The sequence below is a fragment of the Aeromonas sp. 62-46 genome (genome assembly GCF_001898585.1).
Taxonomy (GTDB): Bacteria; Pseudomonadota; Gammaproteobacteria; order Enterobacterales; family Aeromonadaceae; genus Aeromonas; species Aeromonas caviae.
The window spans coordinates 1-6,100 of sequence record NZ_MKUI01000009.1; the positions used below are offsets into that span (position 1 = coordinate 1).

Below are 6,100 nucleotides of genomic sequence, written 5' to 3' on the forward strand. Positions count from 1 at the left end.
GTTGGTAGAGCACGACCTTGCCAAGGTCGGGGTCGCGAGTTCGAGTCTCGTTTCCCGCTCCAATATCTCTCCTTGAAGTTCATCAATCCAATATCTCAGCACACTCATTACCACATCCAGTTGGTAGAGCATGATCCGTGCTTGCCAAGGCTGGGGTCGCGAGTTCGAGTCTCGTTTCCCGCTCCAATCTCTCTTCGACGTCCTCATAATCCCTTTGAATTGAATTGCCCATCACATCGCGCCGCGATGATTTGTCGTATCCGGCGTTTGCCTGCTTTCTCTCTTCCCCGCACATCCCAAGTCATAAGACCAAGATGTATTGCTTGCTAATAACCTCCCGGAGATCGGGCACAACCCTTTGCGGTCGGCTAACAGGCTTGGCAGGGCCTGAATGACAGACAGTGGCTCGCTATAAGTTAAAACCGGGGCATTTAACCAAAACTCATAATTCTGATTTATAGCGGCTGGTGGCGGCCATAAACGGCTTGCAGGTGGGGATGGCAAGCCCGGCAAGAGCTCTGCCGATCGGGGAGGGGAAATCGCGGGCAAAAAAATAGGAGGGGCGATGGCTCCTCCTACGGGTTCACTGGCGCTGGCTCAGATAACGGTGACGTTCTCGGCCTGAGGGCCTTTTTTGCCCTGGGTCACAGTGAACTGGACTTTTTGACCTTCAGCCAGGGTCTTGAAACCTGCGCTCTGGATGGAGGAGAAGTGAACGAAAACGTCCGGTCCCTGGGATTGCTCGATGAAGCCAAAACCCTTGGTTTCGTTGAACCATTTTACTTGGCCGGTGCGAATGTCAGACATGTGGTAAGTCCTATCTATAACAAAATGAAACTAAGCCTGGTTGGGCAGCATTTGCCTGGAAGTCAGGGGTTGAAGCATGACTGACCACGTCTCTTTGTCCCAGTAGCATGTAGCACAATCCCTGTCTAAAGCCTGACCGATTGTACTGGAGCCCGATCCCTTGTCAATTTGGCACTTTTCATTTTTTGAGCGAGCTAAAAGTATTGTGAAGTCAGCAGTTTGTTTCATGCTTCACATCAAAAAAAACGGGAGGCCATGGCCTCCCGTCTGCATAAGGGGAAGTGGTCGAGCCCCCTTATTCCTTGAGGGCGAACCCTTCCCCCTGGCGGTCGTAGCGGTAGCTGACCTGACCGAGAGAGCGGACCTCGACCCGCTGGATGCGGCGGCTGGTATCCACCAGGATGAACACCGACTTGCCCGACTGCAGCCGGGTCAGCGGCCTGTCCGGCCCTTCGATGGCGATGAGCCGGCTGAGCTCGGCCCCCGGCAACTCGAACTTGCGGAAGATGGAGTAGAGGGTTTCACCGGCCTGCACGTCGTGCTGCAACCAGGTGCCATCCACTTTCTCCTCGACGGGCTTGGCGGCCTGGGGCTCACCGGCGTTGCCGACGGTCAGGGCCTGGGCCGGCACGGCCAAGGGGACCGCCAGGGAGCCTGACGGCGCCGTGGTCGGGGCGGCGGGGGCGGGCTCCCAGGCCAGCACCAGCAGCCAGAGCGGGATCAGCACCAGCAACCCTATGGTGTGTTTGCGGGGCAGGGGGCTTGCCAGCTTGAACGAGGCCGCCTTCGGCTCCTTGTTGCGCTGACCCAGGCCACTCATGCCCTGGCCGAGACGCTGGCGCAGGGGCAGGGTAGCCGCGTTGATACGTTGGAGCAGGGTTCCTTGTGATTCGTCTTGGCGACGCTGCTGGGCTCGTCTGTTATGGCCACGTGGGCGACGGTCCGGGGTGGGCACGGCATTTACCTCTCACTACATTGCCTGCCATCAGGCAAATATGCCGCCTATGGTAAACGGACTCGCCCCCGAGGGGGAGAGTCCGGAGCATGAAAATTATCAGCTGAGACGAAACTGACCCAACAATTGCTGCAAACGTTCCGCCGCCTGACGCAAGGCCTGACTGGCGTTGGCCGTGCTGGTGGCGTCCCTGGCGATGTCGTTGGCCAGTGCGCTGGTTTTTGACAGATTGCCGGAGACAGTCTCGGAAACCGAGCTCTGCTCCTCGGCGGCGGAGGCGATCTGGTAGGTCATGTCGTTGATGGTGGCGATGGCCTGGAAGATGCTGCCGAGGGCTGCCTCCGCCTGATCCGCTTCCCCCACCGCCTGATGGGTCAGCTGCTGGCTCTGCTGGATGGCGTTGACCGCGTTGGTGGAGCTGTGGCGGATCTTGTCGATCAGCTCCTGGGTATTCTGCACCGCCTGCTGGGTGTTGCCCGCCAGCTTGCGCACCTCGTCGGCCACCACCGCAAAACCGCGCCCCTGCTCGCCGGCCCGGGCCGCCTCGATGGCGGCGTTGAGTGCCAGCAGGTTGGTCTGATCGGCGATCCCCTGGATGACGGTGAGGATGCTGGTGATCTGCTCGCTGTCGTGAGCCAGCCCTTCCACCACCTCGGCGCCCTTGCCCGCCTCGGCAGCCACCTTGTGCATGGAGTGGATCACCCGCTGGAAGCGTACCTTGCCCTCGTCCGCCGCGCCCTGGGCCTGCTTGGCGGAGTCGGCGGTGTTGTTGGCGTGGGTGGCCACCTCCTGGCTGACATAGGACATCTCCTGCACCGCGGTCAGCATCTGCTCCATTTCCGCCTGGTGATGCTGCAGGTTGTTGTCGGTCTGGCCGGCGATGCGATCGGTATCCCCGGCGTGGCGATGGACCTCGCTCGCGGTCTTCTGCACATCCCCGAGCAGGGCCTGCAGCTTGTCGATGAAGCGATTGATGCCCCGGGCCAGGGCCCCCAGCTCGTCCCGGGAGCGGGTCTCCAGGCGCTTGGTGAGATCCCCCTCGCCGTCGGCGATGTCATCTACCAGGCTGACCATCTGGCGGATGGGGCCCGTGATGCTGCGGGCAATGACCAGCATGGTGCCAAGGGCCAGCACCAGCACCAGCAGGGCACCGATGAGCTGCTGGGTCATGGCGGCGCGGTTCATGTCGGTGAGCTGGCGTGCCAGCTCGTCCGCTCCCGCCAGCACCACCTTGTAGGGCAGGGTGACGATGATGGCCCAGTTGCGGGCCATGCCGGGCACCGCGATGGGCACCGAGATGCGAAACGCATCGTCGAGCTCCTGGCGCTGTACCTCGGGTTTGAGATACTGCTGCCAGCCGTTGCCGAGCAGCTTGTCGGCGCGGCTGCCGAGCAGGCTGGCGTCGCCGCTGGTACCGGTGATGACGCCGGCGGCGCTGACGATCAGGGTCTCCCCCTTGCCGTCATAGATGTTGCTGTTGAGAGACTGGGCCTGGCGGCTGATGGAGTCCACCGCCAGATCCAGCGCGGCGATGCCCTTGAACTGGCCATCCACCAGGATGGGGGTGGTGATGGTGCTCACCAGCACCTGCTGGCCGTTGATGTCCACCTTGAAGGGGTCGATGAGGCAGGGGCGCCCCTCCCGTTTCGGGCAGGCGTAGTAGTCGTTGGCCGGGTTGCCGAACTCGTCCGGATCGCTCTTCTCGATGGAGAGCAGCAGGTCGGTGCCTATGCTCTCCTTGTCGCGATAGAAGTAGGGAACGAAGCGCCCCTTGTCGTCACTGCCGAGCGCGCTCTGGCCAGAGAAGCTTTCGTCCTGGCCGTCGAAGCCGTTGGGTTCGAAGCCCGCGAAGGCGCCATAGAGCTGGGGCTCCAAAGCAAGCTGGGCCTTGAGCAGGTCGGTGGCTTGCTGGCGATCCAGCGGCAGCTTGCCCTCCTGCTGGCGGGCGAAGACGCTGGCCATCTGCTGGGTGTAGGAGAGCCCCTTTTGCAGCAGCTGGGTGATGGTGGCGGCCTCGGCACGGGCGTTGGCGCTCACCTTCTGCCACGCCTCCTGTTGCAGGGCGGCGCGGCTGGAGTCGATGGTGAGCTGCTGGGTCTGCCGACCTGAATACTGGTTGAGCAGGATCAGGATGACCAGGGCCGTGGTCATGGCGACACCGGCCAGTACTAGGATACGATTCTGGATAGAACGAAACTGCATCGCGCGTTCCTTGTATCGTTGAGGGTTCGTTGACGGGGTGACTGAAGTATCGGCTGTGCGGGAGATCTCTCCAGCGACCTCGCCTAGCTAAGCGGGAAAAAAGGGAAAATTCTGAGACATCACTCTAAAACAGCGGTTTTTGCGGGAATAGACCCTATTTTCCCCTCTGCCTCGCCATGGTTTTCCCATCCGTCATTGTCGGTGCTAAAATGCGACGGTTTTTTTAACGAATTGGCCCAAGGCCCTCTACACAAGGCTTAAAGATGAAAGTCAAAACCCGTTTTGCTCCCAGCCCGACCGGCTTTTTGCATGTCGGCGGTGCCCGTACCGCACTCTATTCCTGGTTGTTTGCAAAGAACCAGGGCGGTGAGTTTGTGCTGCGTATCGAGGATACCGATCTGGAACGTTCCACTCAGGAGGCCATCGACGCCATCATTGAGGGCATGGAATGGCTGGAGCTGAACTGGGATGAGGGCCCCTACTACCAGACCAAGCGCTTCGATCGCTACAACGGCCTCATCGACGAGATGCTGGCTGACGGCCGCGCCTACAAGTGCTACTGCTCCAAGGAGCGGCTGGAAGCGCTGCGTGAAGGCCAGATGGCCAACGGCGAGAAGCCCCGCTATGACGGCAAGTGCCGGGATGGCGCCCACGATCACCCGGCCGATGCGCCGCACGTGATCCGCTTCCGCAACCCGACCGAAGGCTCCGTGGTGTTCGATGACCACGTCCGTGGCCGCATCGAGTTCGCCAACACCGAGCTGGACGATCTCATCATCCGCCGTACCGACGGCGCGCCGACCTACAACTTCTGCGTGGTGGTCGATGACTGGGACATGGAGATCACCCACGTGGTGCGTGGCGAAGACCACATCAACAATACCCCGCGCCAGATCAACATCTACAAGGCGCTGAACGCGCCGGTACCGGAATTTGCCCACGTCTCCATGATCCTGGGTGACGACGGCGCCAAGCTCTCCAAGCGCCACGGCGCCGTCTCCGTCATGCAGTACCGCGACGACGGTTACCTGCCGGATGCGCTGCTGAACTATCTGGTGCGTCTGGGCTGGTCCCACGGGGATCAGGAGATCTTCACTCTGGACGAGATGATCAAGCTGTTCAGCCTGGATGCCATCTCCAAGTCCGCCTCCGCCTTCAACACCGACAAGCTCTTGTGGCTGAACAACCACTACATGCGCAGCCTGGATCCGGCCTATGTGGCCAAGCACCTGGCCTGGCACATGGAACACCAGCAGATCGACACCAGCAATGGCCCGGCGCTGGCCGAGGTAGTCACCCTGCTGGCCGAGCGCTGCAACACCCTGGTCGAGGTGGCTGCCCAGAGCCGCTACCTGTTCGAAGAGTACGAGGCCATCGACGAAGCGGCAGCCAAGAAGCACCTGCGCGGTGTGGCTGCCGAGCCGCTGGCTCTGGCCAAGACCAAGCTGGCGGCCCTGGAGACCTGGACCACCGAGGCGCTGCACGAGCTGATTGAAGCGACCGCCGCCGAGCTGGGTCAGGGCATGGGCAAGGTCGGCATGCCGCTGCGTGTGGCCGTCACCGGTCTGGGCCAGTCTCCTGCCATCGATGCCGTGATGGCGCTGGTGGGCAAGGAGCGGGTCCTCGCCCGCATCGACCGCGCTTTGGCGTATATCGAAGCGCGCATGGCCGCCGAGTAAGCTTGCCGCCGCACATTGCCGTCACCGGTCTGGGGTAATCTTTCCCCTGCCATCGACGCCGTGATGGCGCTGGTGGGCAAGGAGCGGGTCCTCGCCCGCATCGACCGCGCTTTGGCGTACATCGAAGCGCGCATGGCCGCTGCATAAACATCGGCCATGGCATGAAAAGGGCCCCCTGACGGGGGCCCTTCGTATTTTGGCCTCAAGCGGATTTGCGACGTAAAACAGCGACATAGCGACGAGGTTGGCGGTAAAAACAGCTAACTGCCTGAATTTTGACTAAACGCTCCAGCGGGCGAGAATTTTGGGTTGACAGCAAAGCGGGTGATGCCTATCATGCGCCTCCGTTGCCAGAGATAACTTTGGTGGCGCCGAGGTGAGTTGGGGTTATAGCTCAGCTGGGAGAGCGCTTGCATGGCATGCAAGAGGTCCGCGGTTCGATCCCGCGTAGCTCCAC

General features: G+C 61.4%; 4 protein-coding genes, 1 tRNA gene and 1 pseudogene. 3 read left to right on the forward strand and 3 right to left on the reverse strand.

The features are described from left to right. Positions 1 to 597: 597 nt before the first annotated feature. The 3 genes from BGO64_RS03445 to BGO64_RS03455 all read right to left on the reverse strand — a co-directional run bounded on the left by BGO64_RS03445 (position 598) and on the right by BGO64_RS03455 (position 3,964). Positions 598 to 807 carry a cold-shock protein gene (locus tag BGO64_RS03445; RefSeq protein ID WP_005297820.1) on the reverse strand — a complete coding sequence of 70 codons (210 nt, stop codon included), beginning with the start codon at positions 805 to 807 and terminating at the stop codon, positions 598 to 600. 295 nt (positions 808 to 1,102) lie between these two features. Further along, a complete protein-coding gene (locus tag BGO64_RS03450; RefSeq protein WP_010675484.1) occupies positions 1,103 to 1,762 on the reverse strand; it encodes a LysM-like peptidoglycan-binding domain-containing protein in 660 nt (219 codons plus the stop codon). Positions 1,763 to 1,861: 99 nt separating this feature from the next. Beyond that, the gene (locus BGO64_RS03455) at positions 1,862 to 3,964 is read right to left on the reverse strand and encodes a methyl-accepting chemotaxis protein (RefSeq protein ID WP_286700171.1); all 2,103 of its coding nucleotides are present in this window, start codon (positions 3,962 to 3,964) and stop codon (positions 1,862 to 1,864) included. A 263-nt stretch (positions 3,965 to 4,227) separates the two neighbouring features. Between BGO64_RS03455 and gltX the strand changes: the two genes are divergently transcribed. The 3 genes and pseudogenes from gltX (at position 4,228) to BGO64_RS03465 (ending at position 6,099) form a co-directional block, all read left to right on the forward strand. Further along, positions 4,228 to 5,643, forward strand: a complete 1,416-nt coding sequence (gltX, locus tag BGO64_RS03460; protein ID WP_286700172.1) for a glutamate--tRNA ligase — start codon at positions 4,228 to 4,230, stop codon at positions 5,641 to 5,643. An 11-nt stretch (positions 5,644 to 5,654) separates the two neighbouring features. Then, positions 5,655 to 5,790 (forward strand): annotated as a pseudogene (locus BGO64_RS20840) (glutamyl-tRNA synthetase); the annotation flags it as partial. A 236-nt stretch (positions 5,791 to 6,026) separates the two neighbouring features. Continuing rightward, a tRNA-Ala gene (locus BGO64_RS03465) sits at positions 6,027 to 6,099 on the forward strand. Position 6,100: the final 1 nt, after the last annotated feature.